The following is a 14498-nucleotide window of genomic DNA, read 5'->3' as shown; positions in this document are numbered from 1 at the left end:
CGCCCCCGTCAGCGGGGCGGGAGTACCAGCGGATCCGGCGGCTCGGGCTGGTAGTTGTCCGGCGGTGGGGACACCGGGGTGGGCAGGGTGTTGAGGATGGGCAGGAGGGCGTCGAGGGCCGCGGCGACGTCGCCGAAGCGCTCGTGGGGCGCCGGAGCCGTGGCCCGCTCCACCCAGGACTCCCAGCGTCCGCGCCACGCCCCATCCCGGCGCGAGCTCAGCATGTCGTGCAGGACGCGCCCGAAGGCGAAGACATCCGTGGACGCGGGCAGGGGCCCCTCTTCCGTCCACTCGGGCGCGAGGTAGTCCGCGCCTGCCTCGGGGGGCTTGAGCCAGCCCGCGGCGTGCGTGCGCCGGAACTGCTCCAGGCCCATGTCGAGCACGCTCAGCCGCGCGCCCGTCGGCCCCGAGGCGACGAGCACCCGCGAGGAGCGCAGCCGTCCATGCACGAGTCCCGCGCTCCGGGCGGCGGTGATCGCTCCGGCCAACTGCCGCGCGAGCGCGCGCAGGTCGGGCAGATCGACTCCTATCTCGTGCAGTCCCCTCAACATGGAGGGCAGGGACTCGCCGCTCCACCAGGGGCGCACGAGCCACAGGCCCTCCCGGGCCTCGTCGTACCCGGTGTCCACCACGGGGGCGAAGGCGGCGTGTCCGGTGCGTTGGGCCTCGCGCAGTACGTGCGTGAAGTGCTCCACCTCGGCGTGGGAGGGGGCCCGGAGCGTCCGCCACAGGGTGAGCCGGCCGGCTTCTCCTCCCTGGGTGGGCTCCACCTGGCACTCCACACCGGGCTCGTCGCCAAGGGCGGGCCGGACTACCCGCCACGTCCCCCCAAGGATGTCACCTGGAATCAGTGGGCTCATGGGAGTGAAGTGTAAACTGGATGAGGACCCTGGACGTGAGGGGTCCTCTTCAGGTGGAGTCCATCCCCGAACAAGAAGGTCTCGCGGTTCCCTGGTCACCCAACGAGCGACATGGAGCACGGCGCACAGCAGGAACTGGAGCGGCGGCTGGAGGTGATTCGTCCCGAGGACACCCTGCGGGGTTTCTTCTTCAATGGCGTGCTGGAGCAGGTGCGCCCGCTGGGTGACCCGGTCTCCTGGCGCCGCTGCATCGAGGCGGCCGGGGGTGATCGGTTCATGGCCTTCTTCAGCTACCCCATGGATTCCTTCATCCGGCTGCTCTACGCCGCGGCGGGCGTGCTGAGCGAGGGGCGCGGGGACTTCCGCACGGCCTTGTGGCACCTGGGACGGGAGATGGTGCCGTACTACCTGGAATCCAGCGCGGGGCAGGTGCTGTTGCTGTTGGCTCGAGGGGAGCCGCGGTGGTTGCTCGAAGGACTTCCCTCCGCCTTCCGGACGGCCGTCCGGCATGGCGAGTGCTCGGTCTCCTGGTTGGGGCCGAACCATGGCCGGCTGCTCTTCCAGGGCTGTACCCTGCCGGCCGAGTACTACGAGGGCGCGGTGCGGGGCGTCTTCCAGAGCACGCGCATCGCGCAGACCCTGGTCAGCGCGCGGCAGGTGAACCTGCTCGACACGGAGGTGGAAGTGTCCTGGGACAAGGATCGACATGCGGCGGGTGGTTGAGTGGACGCAGATGCCGGGCGAGGGACCCCGGATCCTGATGTTGCCAGGGCTGGGGGCCCGGGGCGCGGGCTTCCAGGCGCTCGCCAGACGGCTCCAGCACGTGGCGCGGCCCCTTCTCGTCGAGTACCCCGAGGGCCCTCACGCGGCCCGGGGCGCGAGGGCGCTCGCCCAGGAGGTCTTCGAGGCCTGCGGCCCGGTGGACGCCGTGGTGGCCAGCTCCTTCGGAGGCATGGTGGCCGCGCACCTGGCCGCGGCGGGCGCCGCGCGGGGCGTGGCCTTCCTGGGCTCCTTCACCCGCACCGAGCACCTGGGCGCGCGCGGCCGGCTCATCGCGATGATGGGGCCCATCGCCGTGCTGGGGCGGCCGGGTCCGCTCACCGCCGCCCTGGCTTCCTGGAAGCCCATCGCGCCCGCCCGCGTGCCCGAGGTGGTCCCCACCACCCGGCTCGAGCGGATGACCACGCTCCACCGGGCCTTCGCCATTCGTGGCGAGCCGCCGCCTCCGTCCCTGCGGGGCCTGCCCGTGTCGTGTGTGTGCATCCAGGGCAGTCGTGACGTGCTGGTGCCACCCGCGACGGTGAAGCGCCTCGTCGCCTCGCTGCCTCCGGGCACGCCCCAGCACCTGCTGCGCGGCGCCGGTCACGTGCCCTACTTCACCCACCCGGAGGAGTGCGCGCGCCTGCTCGAGCCCTGGCTCGCGGCGCTGGCGCCTCCCGTGATGCTCAGCTCTCCTCGGCCGATGCTTCAGCGAGCTTGAAGGCCTCGAGCACCGCGGCGGACGCGCGGTCCAGGTACTTGCCCTTGCGGATGAGCAGGCCGATCGGCCGGGACACCGGCCCCTCGGCGAAGGGCTTGGAGACGATCGTCCCCTGGGCCACCTCGGCCGCCACCGTCGCCATGGGCAGGATGGCCACGCCAATGCCCATCTCCACCGCGCGCTTGATGGTCTCGATGTTGTCGATCTCCATCACCGGGTTGAGATCCAGGTTCTTCTCGCGCACCAACCGGTCCAACGCCTTGCGCGTGGGCGCCTCGCGATCGAAGGCGATGAAGGGCACGCCCGAGAGCGCCGTGAGGCTCACCTTCGCCTTGCTGGCGAACGGGTGGTTGGGGGCGCAAACAACCGCCAGCTTGTCATCGCGGAACGGATGGATGTCCACGCCGGCGCGCGGCTGCGGATAGGCGACAATGCCAATCTCCGCCGCACCCAGGATGACATCGTCATACACCTGATCATTGCGCCGGTAGTTCAGGCGCATGTTCACCTTGGGATGGGTCTTGAGCAGCTGCTTCTGCACGTTGCGCAGCTCGTGCAGACCCACCGAATAGATGGTGGAGACCGTCGTGGTGCCATGCACCTCGGCGGACTGCTCGCGGATCTCCTGCTCCACCTCGGCGAAGCGCGCCAGGATTTCCTTGCACCCGCGGAAGAGGCGCTCGCCCGCGGGCGTCGGCGTCACCTGCCGCGCGCTGCGCGACAACAGTTTCTGCTCGTAGCGGTTCTCCAGGGCACGAATCTGCTGGCTCACCGCCGACTGGGTCACGTGGTTGAGTTGCGCGGCGCGCGAGAAGGAGCCGGTCTCAACCACGTCACAAAACATTTTCAGGGATTCAAGCTGCATGGCGGCGCCCCTCCTAACCGAAGCCTAATAACGAGGCTAGCCCTAATTAGTCGGTCTTCGCCGGATGGCGGCTCGCTTGATTGACTGGCTCGTCAGCCTGACCCCTCGGTGGAGGTAGGAGATTTGGAGCGCAGCACGAGCACCGCCGTGGCCAGGCCGAGCGCCAGCAGGGCCGCTCCCGACAGGCCCTGCACGCGGCTCATCTCCCGCGTGGTGTCCTGCATGAAGGTGCACTCCTCCTCGGAGAGTTCCATGCAGTCGGCGGGTTTGAATCGTGTCACGAGGCCCGTGCCGGCGAGGAAGAGGCCGCCGAGCAGCAGGCCTCCACTCAGTCCCAGCAGGGCCGCCCGGATGAGCCTCTGGGCGCCCGAGGGGCCCTGGGTGTTTCTGGCTTCGCGTCGCATGGCCGGACGCTATCCCCGCCCTGGGGTGGCGCGCCACATCCCGCGTATGCTCGGCCCCCATGCGAATCCTCTACGGTGTCGTTGGTGAAGGCATGGGGCACGCGACCCGCTCCCGCGTCATTCTCGAGGAGCTCACCCGCGAGCACGAGGTGCAGATCGTCGTCTCGGGGCGGGCCAAGGACTACCTGGCCAAACGCTTCGACCAGGTGCACGGCATCTGGGGGCTCACCCTGGCCTACGAGGGCAACTCGGTGAAGAAGCTGCAGACGCTGCTGCAGAACCTCTCCGGGGCCATCAAGGGCTGGCCGCACAACATCCGCCAGTACTTCGAGCTCGCGGAGAAGTTCCAGCCCGACGTGGTGGTGAGCGACTTCGAGAGCTTCAGCTACCTCTTCGGCCGCAACCACCGCCTGCCCGTCATCAGCGTGGACAACATGCAGATCATCAACCGGTGCCAGCACGACAGCGCGCTGCTCGCCGGGTGGGAGGAGGACTTCGAGGGCACGCGCGCCATCGTGAAGTCCAAGCTGCCCGGCTGCTTCCACTACCTCACCACCACCTTCTTCTATCCGCCGGTGCGCAAGGAGCGCACCACGCTGCTGCCCTCCATCCTCCGGCCGGAGATCCTCGCCGCCCGCTCCGAGCCCGGCGAGCACCTGCTCGTCTACCAGACCTCCACCTCCAACACCGCGCTGCCGGACATCCTCAAGCAGAGCGGGCTGCCCTGCCACATCTACGGGCTGCGGAGGGATCTCACCGAGGACGTGCGCGACGGCAACCTGCTCTACCGCCCCTTCAGCGAGGCGGGCTTCATCGACGACCTGCGCACCGCGCGGGCCGTGGTGGCCGGTGGCGGCTACACCCTCATGAGCGAGGCCGTCTACCTGCACAAGCCCATGCTCGCGCTCCCCGTGCAGGGCCAGTTCGAGCAGGTGCTCAACGCCCTGTACCTGGAGAAGCTCGGCTACGGCATGTACGCGCCCACGCTCACCGTGGAGCGGCTGCGCGACTTCCTCGAGCGCGTCCCCCAGTGCCAGAAGGCGCTCGAGGGCTACACCCAGGACGGGAACGTGAAGATGATGAGCGCCCTGCGCGAGCAGCTCGCCCGGGCCGCCGAGTACAAGGGCCGCTGGTGGGAGGACGTCGAGCCGGGCGAACCCGTGAAGGGCTGAGGCTCGCCCCGTTCCACACGACGCACCGCGTGCGCCGCGGTGCGTCGGCGGCCAGTCGACCCAGGACGCCCGGGTGGGTTTGACAGCCCGGGTCTCCCGGGTTTTCCATGAAGTCCATGAGAAACCAATTGCTGGTTGTGTCCGCGCTCGCGTGGGTGTCCTCCGCGTGCGGTGGCGAGGCGCTGGTCGACGAAGGAGAAGCGGCGGGAGGCAGCACGGGACAGGCCCTCTACGCGGGGGTGAATGGCGAGGCCTGCACGGCGAGCCCGTACAACTGCAAGCTGCGCCCCACCGGGGGCAATCGCGTCGCCACCAACGATCCGGATGACGATGACTCGTGGGGCGTGGTGACGGGGGTGCCCATTCGCGACGGCAACGGCACCGTGATGGGCACCTCGACCCGGACGCGCGTCACCTTCAACTACGGCCAGACGCGCACCTTCGCTGGCGAGACCTACGCCTTCGCGGTGTCGACGTCCAACTCGAGCGCCGGATGGATGCCCCTGTCGAGCATCCTGGGCCAGGAGTCCTTCGCGCAGAAGGTCGGGCACGTGTCGGCGTTGGGGGCGGGCCTGGCGAAGCTGGGCTGCTACGCCGTGCGCGACTCGCATGACACCACCCTGGAGTTCAAGAAGGTGGTCTACGACAGCGACGCGGTGCACGAGCGCGCGGGCGACTACCTCCCGCTCGTGCGCGCCAATGGCGGGCGCTCGGCCAACCTCGCCTTCAACGTGCCGGGCTTCGGCCTGGGCGGCGTCGCGGTGGACCACTTCCCCGCGGGCACGAAGTTCCAGCGCCTGGACGTGCCGACCGATGCCGGCGCGCCGTCGATCGACATCCCACTCTGGGTCCAGGACAGCGAGGGTCGCTACCGCACCCAGTCGGGCACGATGAAGTTCATCTACGGCTACGTCATCGCCGCCACGGGCACCAAGCGCAACGGGTGGATGGCGTACGACGCGCTCTCGGTGAGCAGCGGCTGCCCCTGAGCCCGCCGGGGGGAGGTGGCCCGGTCCTCGGGCCGTGCCGCCTCACGGGGTGCGGCTCAACCGCAAGGCCCGGGAGATGAAGTCGTTGCGGCCATCCGCGCCCACCCTGTCGTAGCTCGCATCGGTGTGTTCCTTCACGGTGCCCAGGGCCATGCGGAGCTCGAGGGCGATCTCCTTGTCCTGCATCCCCCGGAGCACGCAGTCCGCCACCTGGAGCTGCGTCGGGGTCAACAACACCCGCCAGGCCTCGGGCAGGAGCACGGTCTCCTTCAGCTTCAACTCCCACAAGCGAAGTCCCGCGACGTGCAGGGGCAGGAACGTCACCTCCAGATCCCGGCAGGTTCCCTCGCGGCGCCACGTGTACGGCTCCGGTCCGAGTTGGCCGTCCGTTCTCACCAGCAGGGCCAGCCGCTCCACCCACTGCCGGGGGAGTCCCGAGGCGTCGAGCTCGAAGCGGGAAAACCACCTGCGCAGCAGCGCGGTGGCGGAGGCCGTCCGCAGGAATTCCTTCCCCCGGGAGGTCAACACGAGGGCCGCGGAGTCCTGACCGGCGATTGACTCCAGGACCTGCTGCCGGGTGGTGCATTCGGTGATGCGGTGGAGGGTCTGGAACGCACGCCGGAACCGGGGCATGAACCAGTCGAGGATGCGTTGGCTCTTCCTGGGGGACAGCCGGGGGTCCTCCCAGTAGAGGGTGACGCCTCCCGCGACGCCTGGCCCCTCGGGGAGGACCAACATCGCCAGGGCCCGGTGGAGATCCAGTCCTTTGTCCCGGCTTCGTCGCCACGTCTCGGTCTGATCGAGCGCTGTGCCCTGGAGCATCTCCTGCTCTGTCAACGCCTTGTTGGGTCGCTGGATGACGCCGCGGCTCACGAAGTCGGTGCTGCTCCAGCGGGGGAGATCCCCGAGCAGGGGCCACAGCGTGCGCGTCTTGAATTCGAACGCCATGGGGTTGTCGGGCTGGGCCATGCACAGCGCCACGTGGTGCGCCCCGCAGAGTCTGGCCAGCACCTGCTCCGTGGACTCATACAGCTCCGAGAAGCTCGAGGCGTCGTCGAGCGCGCGCAGCAGCTCGAAGGCCAGAGGCCATTCCTTCTCCGTCAATCCCGGCGAGTCGACCATGCCCATGTCCTCCCGAGCCCGAGGCATGAGAACCCCCCCTCTGGCCGTGCGAGGGGGAGCATACCCTCCCGCCTACGGGTGCAGCGAGTCGAGGAACGCGGTGACGTCGGCGACGAATCGCTCGGGCCGCTCGACGTGGGGGGCGTGGCCGGTGTCCGGGTAGAGCAGCAGCCGGCCCCGGCCCAGCTCCTCGGCGAGCGCCCGCTGCTCGGCGACGGAGAAGATGCCGTCCTGGTCCCCGCCCACGACGAGCGCGGGGACGCGGATGCTCCCGAGCTGGGTGGAATGGTCCTCGGCGGCGAGTCCCGCCAGGGCGTCCTTCCAGACGCGAGCGGGCACCTTGAGGCTCTCGGCGACGGCGGTGTCGAGGAAGGTGGAGGGGATGGGGCGGTGGAAGGTGCTCGCCTGGAAGTCGCGCACGAAGGCCGGGTCGATGGGATCGCTCAGCGTGTCCACGACGGACTTCAGGTCGGCGATGACGGCATTGCCCCGGGCGGTGGGGGCCGAGCCGACGAGCACGAGGGCCTGGACGCGCTGGGGGGACTCGAGGGCGACCTGCTGGGCGATGAAGCTGCCCATGGAGTGGCCCACGAGGGTGGCGCGCCGGTGGCCCCGGGCGTCGAGGAAGGCCACCACGTCGGCGGCGAAGTCGGACTGGGAATAGCCGCCGCCGGGCCGCGAGGAGTCACCGTGGCCGCGCTGGTCGAGCGCGTAGACGTGATAGCGGCGCGACAGCAGCGGGTAGTCCAGATCGAAGGAGCGGTACGAGTCGGTGTAGCCGTGCAGCAGCACGAGCACCGGGCCGTCGCGGCGGCCCTGCTCGACGTAGTGCATGCGCACGCCGGTGGACAGCCACACGAAGCCCTCGCGCGGGCCCGCCTCGGCGCCGAGGGCCTCGGCCCCCGTGCCCAGGTGGGCTTCCAGGGATTCGTCTTCCGGACCGCAGGCGCTCAGCGCCGCCACGGCGAGCAGCAGGATCAGATGGTTCTTCATGGGCCCCCCTCCAGGAGCATTCACCCCGGCCCACGTCAGGCCGGTGGGCGAGGGGACCCGCCACGGGCTCCCCTGTCGTTCCTCCTGGATACCGATCCAGCAAAGAATGGCAAGATTTGTATATCAGGAAATAACAGGCAAATCCGCTGCGTGTGGAATAGTGCAGTTGATGTCAATCGTCATCGAGCCGGCCTGATTGGAGTTGACGCACCCCGCGTTCGAGGACGGGCTCAATGACAGCACAGCGATGACGTCCCGCGTCACCCGCCCGCTCGCCCGGGCGGCTTCCCGTCCTCTCACCCTCTGGGAGAGAGGGGGACGAACATAGCGCTTGCGCTGGGCGCGACATGGGACTACGCCTGCCCCTGCAAAAGTCATACAGCACGCAAGCATCACCAACATCAGACAGTTCAGGAGGACGAAATGCGCCTTTGGAAGAACCTGATCGTGGCTTGTGCCGTGTCCTTGCTCTCGGCGTTCACCGCCTCCGCCGCCGACGCCAAGGACGTGAAGATTGGCTTTGTCGTCAAGCAGCCCGAGGAGCCCTGGTTCCAGGACGAGTGGAAGTTCGCGGACATCGCGGCCAAGGAGAAGGGCTTCACCCTGGTGAAGATTGGCGCCGAGGACGGGGAGAAGGCCCTGGCGGCCATCGACAACCTCGGGGCGCAGGGCGCCCAGGGCGTCATCATCTGCACGCCCGACGTGAAGCTCGGGCCGGGTCTGGTGGCCCGGGCCAATGCCAACCAGCTCAAGCTCATGACGGTGGATGACCGGCTGGTGGACAGCAAGGGCCGGCCGCTGGAGAAGGTGCCGCACATGGGCATCTCCGCCACCAAGATTGGCGAGGCGGTGGGGCAGGCCATCGTGGATCAGATCAAGGCGCGGGGCTGGAACATGAAGGAAGTCGGCGCCATCCGCGTCTCCTATGATCAGCTCCCCACGGCGAAGGAGCGCGTCGAGGGCGCCATCTCCGTGCTCAAGAAGAACGGCTTCCTGGCGCAGAACATCTTCGACGCGCCCCAGAGCAAGACGGACACCGAGGCGGCGCTCAACGCGGCCAACGTGGTGCTCAACAAGAACGCGGGCCTCAAGAAGTGGGTGGCGTTCGGCCTCAACGACGAGGCGGTGCTCGGCGCCGTCCGGGCCACCGAGACGGCCGGGCTGAAGGCGGCGGACGTGGTGGGCATCGGCATCGGTGGCTCGGACGCGTCCATCAACGAGTTCAAGAAGTCCGCCCCGACGGGCTTCTACGGCAGCATCATCATCTCGCCCAAGCGCCACGGCTACGAGACCGCGCTCAACATGTTCAACTGGGTGAGCACCGGCAAGGAGCCGGAGAAGCTCATCCTCACCTCGGGCGAGCTGGCCACCCGCGACACGTACAAGGACGTCCGCAAGCAGCTCGGACTCTAGCCGTCCAAGGCGCATGACCCCGTTCCTCGAATTCACGAACATCACCAAGAGCTTCCCCGGGGTCCGCGCCCTCAAGGAGTTGAGCTTCTCCGTCCCCGCCGGCCGGGTCATCGGCCTGCTGGGCGAGAACGGCGCGGGCAAGTCCACGCTCATCAAGATCTTGGGCGGGGACTACCAGCCGGACTCGGGAGAAATTCGCATCGCGGGCCAGGCGCGGCGCTTCACCTCGACGCGCGCCTCGCTCGCCGCCGGAGTCACCGTGGTGCACCAGGAGCTGCAACTGGTGCCCGAGCTGACGGTGGCCGAGAACCTCATGCTCGGCCGCTTCCCCGCGAAGGCGGGGGTGGTGGACTTCCGCAAGCTGTTCGAGCAGGTGGGCGCCGTCCTGAAGGACATCGGCGTGGAGGTGGATCCCCGGGTCAAGGTCTCCGAGCTGTCGATCGGCACCCGGCAGATGGTGGAGATCGCCAAGGCGGCCATCTTCGACGCCTCCGTCATCGCCCTGGACGAGCCCACCTCCTCGCTCTCCGCGCACGAGAGTGAGGTGCTCTTCCGCCTGGTGGCCCGGCTGCGCGAGGCGGGCAAGGTCATCCTCTACGTGTCACACCGGTTGGATGAGCTGTTCCGGCTGTGCGACGGCTGCGTGGTGCTGCGCGATGGCCGCCTGGTGGCGCATCACGAGACCATGGAGGGCCTCACGCGCGAGGTGCTGGTGCGCGAGATGGTGGGGCGGGAGATCCAGGACATCTGGGGCTGGCGGCCCCGGAAGCTGGGCGAGGTGCGCCTGTCGGCCTCGGGGGTGAGGGGCTCGCGCCTGCCCATTCCCGCGTCCTTCGAGGTGCGCGCCGGGGAGATCCTCGGCTTCTTCGGGCTGGTGGGGGCGGGGCGCAGCGAGCTGTCGCGCCTGCTCTACGGCGCCGACCGGCGTCACGCGGGCGAGTTGCGGATGGATGGCCAGCCCATCCACGTGCGCGACCCGCGGCAGGCGGTGCGCGCGGGGCTCGTGCTCTGTCCGGAGGACCGCAAGGCGGATGGCATCCTCCAGGGCCGCTCGGTGGAGGAGAACGTCAACGTCTCCTGCCGCCGCCACTTCTCGCCGCTGGGGCTCATCAACCCGGGCCGCGAGGCGCGCATGGCCGAGGACTACATCAAGCGGCTCGGGGTGCGCACGCCGTCGCGCTTCCAGGACATCGTCAACCTGTCGGGCGGCAATCAGCAGAAGGTCATCCTGTCGCGCTGGCTGGCCGAGCAGGGCATCAAGGTCTTCATCGTCGACGAGCCCACCCGTGGCATCGACGTGGGGGCCAAGAGCGACATCTACGAGGTGCTGTACGGACTGGCGGAGCAGGGCATCGCCATCATCGTCATCTCCAGCGAGCTGCCCGAGGTCATGGGCATCAGCGACCGGATTCTCGTCATGTGCGGTGGCCGCATCACGGCGGAGTTCGACCGACCCCACTTCTCCGAGGAGAAACTCCTGGCGGCGGCACTGCCCGACCGCTCCGTGGCCCAGGTGGCCCAAGAGGATTCGAAATGAATCGTTTGAAGCGCATCGTGCTCGGTGAGCAGGGATTGGTCATCCTGTTCCTGCTCGCCCTGGCGATCGTCTCCCTCACCGTTCCCAACTTCATGACCCAGCGCAACGTGCTGGGTCTGCTGCAGGCGGTGGTGACCATCGGCATCGTGTCCTGCACGATGATGTTGTGCCTGGCCTCGCGCGACGTGGACCTGTCGGTCGGCTCGACGGTGGCCTTCACCGGCATGATCGCCGTGATGATGGCCAACCACACCGAGAACATCCTGCTCGGGCTGCTGGCGGCGATCGCGGCCGGCGTGGTGGTGGGCGCGGTCAACGGCGTCATCATCGCGAAGCTCGGCGTCAACGCCTTCATCACCACGCTGGCGACCATGCAGGTGGTGCGCGGCCTGGCGCTGATCTCCTCCGACGGACGCGCCGTCGGCGTGGATGACTCGGACTACTTCGAGATCGCGCAGAAGAGCGTGGTGGGCGTGCCGATGCCCATCCTCGTGATGGTGGTCGTCTTCCTGCTCTTCGGCTTCGTGCTCAACCGCACCGTGTTCGGGCGCAACACCCTGGCCATTGGTGGCAACCCGGACGCCTCGCGGCTGGCCGGCCTCAACGTCGGCGCCACCCGCGTCATCATCTTCGTGCTGCAAGGCATCGCGTGCGCGGTCGCCGGCATCCTGCTGTCCTCGCGCATCACCAGCGGTCAGCCCAACGCGGCCCAGGGGCTCGAGCTGTCGGTCATCTCCGCGTGCGTGCTGGGCGGCGTGTCGATGTCCGGTGGCCGGGCGGCCGTCTCCGGCGTGCTGGTGGGTGTGCTCATCATGGGCATCGCGGAGAACGTGATGAACCTGATGAACATCCAGGCCTTCTACCAGTACGTGGCCCGAGGCGTGATCCTGCTGCTCGCCGTGCTGCTCGACAACCTGCGCACGCGCGCGATGGGGCGGCGCTGAGAGGCAAGGGCCCCGTTCGAGACGAACGGGGCCCGATTGGCCCGGGACAGCGGCTCAGTGCAGCAGCTCGTTGTTGCGCTGGGCCGCCCACCGCGTGAGCTGGGTGACCCAGGAGCGCGTGAGGGGCGTCTCGCTCTCGAAGCCCCAGTGCCGCTCGGTGCTGCCGTCCTGGGGCATCAGGCGGGTGATCTGCGCGAGCACCGCCGCCGTGAGGTTGGGCGCCAGCGTCCTGGCGAGCGTGGCGACCTTGGCGGGCAGTCCCACCAGGGCCTCCGCGTCACCCCGGCGGCAGGACTCGATGATTTTTCGCGCCGCCCGCTCCGCGTTCATCGACAGGCCCGGCAACGAGTCGCTCGTGATGAACCAGGCGTACTCCGCCTCGTGGTCTCCCTTGACGACCACGTTGGGCGGGCTGCCCGTGCGCATCAGTCCCGGGCACACCGTCGTCACGAGAATTCCGTCCTGCGCCAGCTCCACGCGCAGCCCGTCCGACAACCCCACCAGGGCGAACTTGCTCGAGCTGTAGGGCAGCATGTGCGGCACGCTGACCTTTCCTCCAATGGAGGAGATGTTCACGATGCGGCCCCAGCCCCGTTGCTTCATCTCCGGCAGCACCGCCAGCGTCGTGTAGAGCGGCGCCCAGAAGTGCAGGTTCATCGCCTCGGAGAAGTCCTGCTCGTCCATGGACTCGAGGGGCCCCACCTGGATGGTGCCGGCGTTGTTCACCAGCACGTCCACCGGGCCGAAGCGCTCGTGCACCCGGGCCACCATCGCCTCCACCTGCACCCGGTCCGTCACGTCGCACGGGATCGCCAGCACTTCGCCGCCGCTGGCCTCCAGCTCGTCCTTCGCCCGCGTCAGCTCCACCTGCTCGCGCGCGCACAACACGACGCGCGCTCCCTCGGCGACGAAGAGCCGGGCCATCTCCAGGCCCAGTCCGCGCGAGCCACCCGTCACCAACACCGTGCGTCCCTGGAAGGACGGCTTCTCGCGCCGCAGGGCGCGCAGTCCCATCACCGCGCCCACGCCCGCCGCGGCCACGGCGCTCAGTGTCAGCCGCGAAGACTCCTTCTTCTTGTGGTCGGCCATATCGCTCCTCGAAATCTGGGGTTCAGGGCGCGGACGCGCCGGAGGTGGACTCGGCGGAGGTGAGCCGCTCCAGCAGCGGCCGCAGCACCTCCTCCAGGGACTCATCGCCCAGCACGCGCAGGCGCAGCTTCAGCGACTCGTCGAACACGAGGTAGGCGGGGGTGCCCTGGACACCATAGGCCTTCGCCATGGAGCCATCGTCCACCGCCACCGGGTGGTGGAAGCCCAGGCGCTTGACCGTGGCCTCGATGTCGTTCGTGTCCATGGCCTGCTTCGCGTCCTGTCCCTTCATGGGCTCGTGGACGCCAATCACCTGGAGCCCTCGGGGGAGGAACTCCCTCACCAGGGCCTGGAGCCGTGGGAGCTGGGTCTGGCTGGAGGCGAAGCGCTCCGTCCAGAAGTACAGCAGTACGGGCCGTCCATGCAGGTCGTGAACGTGTACCGGAGCGTTGATCCAACCGCCCCGCGGATCCAACAGCGTCAGGGGAACGTCGAGTGAGGACATGGCCTGAAGCTATGCATCGGCTCCATGCCCTCTGGAGGCCCCGGCCCCCAGGCCGCTCTCCGTCCACGCGGGGGATGGCGCGCCGCGTCTCCCGCGCCCTGACGCGGTGAGTCGTGGATGTCAATGGGAAAAAGGTGGCCCTGTTTCAAATTCTGAGAAAGCGAGGTAGATTGGGCTCACCTGTCTGGCAGCCCTGCATGCAGGTCCCCCCCGGAAGTTCGAGCAGGAGGTACTCCCCCATGAAGCAGTTCCTGAGCGCGGCCGCCGTGGCCGTCACCACGCTGATGGCCGCCGAGGCATCGGCGACCAACTACACGCTGTGGATTCACGGCAAGAACGGCAGCACCACCAAGCCGGGCAACTACACCGACTTCAGCTACTGGGGTCCGAGCACCACCGCGGCGGGCGTGAACAAGAAGGCCGTCAACTGGAACGGCACCCAGCGCATCTCCGTGGAGAACTACCGCGTCCGGGACGCGCTCGACTGCTTCTGCACGGGCGCCAACTGGTGCTACATCGCCGCGCACAGCGCGGGGGACCTGCAGATCGGCTACGCGCTGTCGCTCTACGGTGGCTCCACGCGCTCCATCAAGAACGCCGTGCCGAGCAGCACGGGCGTATGCGGCAACGCGGGCGGCACCCAGGTGGGCTGGAACATCAAGTGGGTGAACGTGGCCTCGGGCGCGAGCGGCGGCAGCGAGCTGGCGGACCATGGCGACTGGGCGGTGTCGGATCCGCTCGTGAGCGACCTGGTCACCACCACGGCGCGCGGCATGTACAACCACAACACCACGCGCTCGTTGTGGTTCTACAACTTCGCGGGCGCCAAGGGCACGGCCTACTCGGGCGTGCTCCCGGGCCAGGACGACGAGGCCGTCTCCTATCACTCGACCGGTGGCGTCTCCGGCTCCTCGGGCAGCTCCCAGTGCAACCCCGGCGACTGGTTCTGCGACGGCACGCTGAACACGGGCACCAGCGCGTGCAGCAACGGCATCGCCAAGTGGTCCTACCACTCGGTGTCGCTGCGCGATGATGGCGAGTCCTATGATCACCACGCCGCCGGCAACTGGGCCGGCATCGTCGGGCCCGTGCGCTCCGACGTGGTCACCTACGCCAAGTAGCTCC

Annotated in this window: 15 protein-coding genes; 8 read left to right on the top strand and 7 right to left on the bottom strand. The window is 68.7% G+C overall.

The annotated features are described in order from the left end of the window. Positions 1 to 8: 8 nt before the first annotated feature. On the bottom strand, positions 9 to 770 hold the full coding sequence (locus D187_RS00185) for a protein kinase (protein WP_162159603.1): 762 nt from the start codon (positions 768 to 770) through the stop codon (positions 9 to 11). 201 nt (positions 771 to 971) lie between these two features. Here D187_RS00185 and D187_RS00180 point away from each other — a divergent pair, with 201 nt between their 5' ends. Together D187_RS00180 and D187_RS00175 are read left to right on the top strand one after the other, a co-directional pair. Continuing rightward, the gene (locus tag D187_RS00180; protein WP_002630097.1) at positions 972 to 1583 is read left to right on the top strand and encodes a TIGR02265 family protein; all 612 of its coding nucleotides are present in this window, start codon (positions 972 to 974) and stop codon (positions 1581 to 1583) included. Next, positions 1567 to 2340, top strand: coding sequence for an alpha/beta fold hydrolase (locus D187_RS00175; protein WP_043427622.1), 774 nt, complete (start codon positions 1567 to 1569; stop codon positions 2338 to 2340). Before D187_RS00180 ends, D187_RS00175 begins: the two co-directional genes overlap by 17 nt. Here D187_RS00175 and D187_RS00170 read toward each other — a convergent pair. After that, entirely contained in the window at positions 2306 to 3205 is a 900-nt protein-coding gene (locus tag D187_RS00170; protein WP_002630101.1) for a LysR family transcriptional regulator, read from the bottom strand. The two genes, D187_RS00175 and D187_RS00170, sit on opposite strands and share 35 nt — an antisense overlap. 92 nt (positions 3206 to 3297) lie before the next feature. After that, a complete protein-coding gene (locus D187_RS00165) occupies positions 3298 to 3609 on the bottom strand; it encodes a hypothetical protein (protein WP_002630103.1) in 312 nt (103 codons plus the stop codon). 59 nt (positions 3610 to 3668) lie between these two features. Here D187_RS00165 and D187_RS00160 point away from each other — a divergent pair, with 59 nt between their 5' ends. After that, positions 3669 to 4781 carry an MJ1255/VC2487 family glycosyltransferase gene (locus tag D187_RS00160; RefSeq protein ID WP_002630105.1) on the top strand — a complete coding sequence of 371 codons (1113 nt, stop codon included), beginning with the start codon at positions 3669 to 3671 and terminating at the stop codon, positions 4779 to 4781. A 116-nt stretch (positions 4782 to 4897) separates the two neighbouring features. Then, the gene (locus D187_RS00155; RefSeq protein ID WP_043427935.1) at positions 4898 to 5770 is read left to right on the top strand and encodes a hypothetical protein; all 873 of its coding nucleotides are present in this window, start codon (positions 4898 to 4900) and stop codon (positions 5768 to 5770) included. Between the two features lie 42 nt (positions 5771 to 5812). Here the strand turns inward: D187_RS00155 and D187_RS00150 are convergent, their stop codons facing one another. Together D187_RS00150 and D187_RS00145 are read right to left on the bottom strand one after the other, a co-directional pair. Next, complete coding sequence (locus D187_RS00150) at positions 5813 to 6919, bottom strand: helix-turn-helix transcriptional regulator (protein ID WP_155893091.1); 1107 nt, start codon at positions 6917 to 6919, stop codon at positions 5813 to 5815. Between the two features lie 45 nt (positions 6920 to 6964). Continuing rightward, positions 6965 to 7885 carry an alpha/beta fold hydrolase gene (locus tag D187_RS00145; RefSeq protein WP_002630111.1) on the bottom strand — a complete coding sequence of 307 codons (921 nt, stop codon included), beginning with the start codon at positions 7883 to 7885 and terminating at the stop codon, positions 6965 to 6967. Between the two features lie 423 nt (positions 7886 to 8308). Here D187_RS00145 and D187_RS00140 point away from each other — a divergent pair, with 423 nt between their 5' ends. From D187_RS00140 to araH, 3 genes are read left to right on the top strand one after another with little or no spacing between them, the layout of a single operon-like run. Then, a complete protein-coding gene (locus D187_RS00140; protein ID WP_002630115.1) occupies positions 8309 to 9298 on the top strand; it encodes an arabinose ABC transporter substrate-binding protein in 990 nt (329 codons plus the stop codon). A gap of 13 nt (positions 9299 to 9311) precedes the next feature. After that, positions 9312 to 10835, top strand: coding sequence for an L-arabinose ABC transporter ATP-binding protein AraG (araG, locus tag D187_RS00135; RefSeq protein WP_002630117.1), 1524 nt, complete (start codon positions 9312 to 9314; stop codon positions 10833 to 10835). Beyond that, positions 10832 to 11779: an L-arabinose ABC transporter permease AraH gene (araH, locus tag D187_RS00130; RefSeq protein ID WP_002630120.1), complete on the top strand. Its 948-nt coding sequence runs from the start codon at positions 10832 to 10834 to the stop codon at positions 11777 to 11779. Before araG ends, araH begins: the two co-directional genes overlap by 4 nt. A 54-nt stretch (positions 11780 to 11833) precedes the next feature. Here araH and D187_RS00125 read toward each other — a convergent pair whose 3' ends face one another. Both D187_RS00125 and D187_RS00120 read right to left on the bottom strand, forming a co-directional pair. Next, on the bottom strand, positions 11834 to 12868 hold the full coding sequence (locus D187_RS00125; protein WP_002630121.1) for an SDR family NAD(P)-dependent oxidoreductase: 1035 nt from the start codon (positions 12866 to 12868) through the stop codon (positions 11834 to 11836). A gap of 22 nt (positions 12869 to 12890) precedes the next feature. Next, positions 12891 to 13373, bottom strand: a complete 483-nt coding sequence (locus tag D187_RS00120; protein WP_002630123.1) for a peroxiredoxin family protein — start codon at positions 13371 to 13373, stop codon at positions 12891 to 12893. 239 nt (positions 13374 to 13612) lie between these two features. Here D187_RS00120 and D187_RS00115 point away from each other — a divergent pair, with 239 nt between their 5' ends. Beyond that, positions 13613 to 14494: a hypothetical protein gene (locus D187_RS00115; protein WP_002630125.1), complete on the top strand. Its 882-nt coding sequence runs from the start codon at positions 13613 to 13615 to the stop codon at positions 14492 to 14494. The last annotated feature ends 4 nt before the right edge of the window (positions 14495 to 14498 follow it).

The organism is Cystobacter fuscus DSM 2262 (assembly GCF_000335475.2).
In the GTDB taxonomy this organism is placed as follows: Bacteria; Myxococcota; Myxococcia; order Myxococcales; family Myxococcaceae; genus Cystobacter; species Cystobacter fuscus.
Note: the sequence above shows the minus strand (reverse complement) of the source record. Positions and strands in the feature narration are given on the sequence as shown.

Bases quoted from the DNA above. Each gene is read 5' to 3' on its own strand.
- D187_RS00160 (WP_002630105.1), top strand. From the start codon at position 3,669: ATGCGAATCCTCTACGGTGTCGTTGGTGAAGGCATGGGGCACGCGACC.
- D187_RS00165 (WP_002630103.1), bottom strand. From the start codon at position 3,609: ATGCGACGCGAAGCCAGAAACACCCAGGGCCCCTCGGGCGCCCAGAGG.
- D187_RS00175 (WP_043427622.1), top strand. From the start codon at position 1,567: ATGCGGCGGGTGGTTGAGTGGACGCAGATGCCGGGCGAGGGACCCCGG.
- D187_RS00115 (WP_002630125.1), top strand. From the start codon at position 13,613: ATGAAGCAGTTCCTGAGCGCGGCCGCCGTGGCCGTCACCACGCTGATG.
- D187_RS00155 (WP_043427935.1), top strand. From the start codon at position 4,898: ATGAGAAACCAATTGCTGGTTGTGTCCGCGCTCGCGTGGGTGTCCTCC.
- D187_RS00180 (WP_002630097.1), top strand. From the start codon at position 972: ATGGAGCACGGCGCACAGCAGGAACTGGAGCGGCGGCTGGAGGTGATT.
- araH (WP_002630120.1), top strand. From the start codon at position 10,832: ATGAATCGTTTGAAGCGCATCGTGCTCGGTGAGCAGGGATTGGTCATC.
- araG (WP_002630117.1), top strand. From the start codon at position 9,312: ATGACCCCGTTCCTCGAATTCACGAACATCACCAAGAGCTTCCCCGGG.
- D187_RS00145 (WP_002630111.1), bottom strand. From the start codon at position 7,885: ATGAAGAACCATCTGATCCTGCTGCTCGCCGTGGCGGCGCTGAGCGCC.
- D187_RS00140 (WP_002630115.1), top strand. From the start codon at position 8,309: ATGCGCCTTTGGAAGAACCTGATCGTGGCTTGTGCCGTGTCCTTGCTC.
- D187_RS00125 (WP_002630121.1), bottom strand. From the start codon at position 12,868: ATGGCCGACCACAAGAAGAAGGAGTCTTCGCGGCTGACACTGAGCGCC.
- D187_RS00150 (WP_155893091.1), bottom strand. From the start codon at position 6,919: ATGCCTCGGGCTCGGGAGGACATGGGCATGGTCGACTCGCCGGGATTG.
- D187_RS00120 (WP_002630123.1), bottom strand. From the start codon at position 13,373: ATGTCCTCACTCGACGTTCCCCTGACGCTGTTGGATCCGCGGGGCGGT.
- D187_RS00170 (WP_002630101.1), bottom strand. From the start codon at position 3,205: ATGCAGCTTGAATCCCTGAAAATGTTTTGTGACGTGGTTGAGACCGGC.